Here is a 2102-nt window from a genome sequence, read left to right as displayed (position 1 = left end):
CTCTTTAACGCTTTCCTATCTACTATTTCCCTTCTTTGCTAAGGTATTCAATTAAAAATTATTATACCATATGATAAAATTAAGTCAAGGTTATTTAATCTACTTCTGTGATTATCTTTTGATAATGTCACCTTATAATTATCTTTTGATAATGTCAAAATAATTATATGAAAAAAGAGGTGCATTATCTATTGAATGAGAAACAAATAAACAGATATCAAATTATCTCAAATGTAATCCAAGGCAATCTTAAACCTTGTGAAGCAGCTGAAAGCCTCAGCTTAAGTGTACGACAAATTTATCGCCTTATAAAAGGAGTGAATGAAGAAGGTGTATCGTCACTTATTCACAAAAATTCCACTAAGAAACCCTCTCATGCGTTTGATGATATTTTCAAACAAAATATTGTAACTTTAAAGAAATCTGATAAATACAAAGATGCTAATTTTATGCATTTTCAAGACCTTTTACTTGAACACGAGAATATTTCTATTAGTTACAATGCCCTTTATAATATTCTTACGTCAAATGGTATTATTAGCCCTAAGAAGAGACGTAAAGTTAGGAATCATTATAGACGTAAGAGAAAGTCTAAAAAAGGTATGTTAATTCAAATGGATGCTACTCCTTTTGAATGGTTTGGTGGTGATGTTAATTATTCTCTTCATGGTGCTATTGATGATGCTTCTGGTGAATTAGTAGGTCTCTACATGACTAAGAATGAATGTCTCCATGGCTATTTAGAAATTGTCAGACAATGTATTCTTAATCATGGCATTCCCGCTTGTGTTTATACGGATCGACATACTATATTTCGTTCACCTAATGCTAGCAAAGTATCCATAGAGGAACAGCTTGATGGTAAAGTCATCAATGATACTCAATTCGGCAGGGCCATGAAAGAATTGGGCATTGCACGTATCTTTGCTCGTTCTCCTCAAGCTAAGGGAAGAGTAGAAAAACTTTGGGATACCCTGCAGGGTAGATTGCCTACTGAATTTAAAATACATGGCATAACTACCGTAGATGAAGCTAATGAATTTCTAATCACTTATATTTCCAAATTTAATTTAAAATTTGCTGTAGAACCTGAAGATAATGAATTAGCATATCGTGAACTACCAGATAATTTAAATTTAGATTATATCCTATGTGTTAAACAAACCAGAACTATTGATAACAGTGGTATCTTTTCTATACACAACAGGCACTTCCAAACATTAAAAAACCCTGGATTGCCTGAAATTCCAAAGAAATCAAAGATCACTGTCATAATCAGTACTTCAGTAGGAATTAAAGCAGAATACCAGGGTAATGTTTATGAAGTAATCAACTTCATAAAACCTAAGAAATCGAATGAAACTAAGCAGAAATCTAAGTCTAAGTATATCCCACCGCAAGACCATTATTTTAAATATGGTAATGACAAATTTAAAAAGGTCTACTTAGACGAAAGTTATGAGGAAGTACTTAGTGTATTACAAGAAATCTTCCTAAGCAAATACGCTTAATTTCAATATTTCTAAATTTTTGGGGGTAACTAGTAATCTAGTTAGTGAGATTTTAAATGTCAAGGACAAGCTGTTTTTGCTTGTTCATTTTATCCTTGATATTTAAAAATTGAACAACTACAATTTTAAATCCCCCAAAGATTGTTATTATTATTACCAATACTGACATTTTCAAGCGATAATTAATCTATTTTTTACTGACATTTTCAAAAGTTATTGACATACCTATTTAAAATATTTTCAAGGCATAAAGTCTACTTCCACTAAATTAGCCAAGTCTAGACCTTTTTTAGTTAATGTTAGATTTTTACTATCATCTTTTAAAAGTCCGTTTTTTATGTGTTTGTCGATTGCCTCCCTATATATTTTATAAATATCTTGTTTAAATCTATTGCAAAATTCTTCCTTTGATATGCCTTTTATGAGCCTCAAACCCATAATAGAATATTCCGCCATTTCCATAGATTTATCGATTGTTTCTTCTCCCTCAATAGGCAATTTATCTTGACTTAAAAATGCATAATATGCATTAAGATCTGAAGTATTCCAAAATCTCTTTCCAAAACTATTGGAATGACTATTTAATCCGAC

At 30.9% G+C, this 2102-nt stretch carries 1 protein-coding gene and 1 pseudogene; one reads left to right on the top strand and one right to left on the bottom strand.

Translation table 11 applies throughout. The annotated features are described in order from the left end of the window. The first annotated feature begins 191 nt into the window (after window positions 1-191). Window positions 192-1511 (top strand): ISNCY family transposase, encoded by a 1320-nt coding sequence (locus Q7P22_RS08030; protein ID WP_303862874.1) that lies wholly within the window; start codon window positions 192-194, stop codon window positions 1509-1511. A gap of 240 nt (window positions 1512-1751) precedes the next feature. On the opposite strand, the pseudogene Q7P22_RS08025 reads toward Q7P22_RS08030, so the two are convergent. Then, window positions 1752-2102 (bottom strand): annotated as a pseudogene (locus tag Q7P22_RS08025) (coproporphyrinogen III oxidase); the annotation flags it as partial.

It is taken from the genome of Alkalibaculum bacchi (assembly GCF_937875145.1).
Classification (GTDB): domain Bacteria; phylum Bacillota; class Clostridia; order Eubacteriales; family Alkalibacteraceae; genus Alkalibaculum; species Alkalibaculum bacchi_A.
Note: the sequence above shows the minus strand (reverse complement) of the source record. Positions and strands in the feature narration are given on the sequence as shown.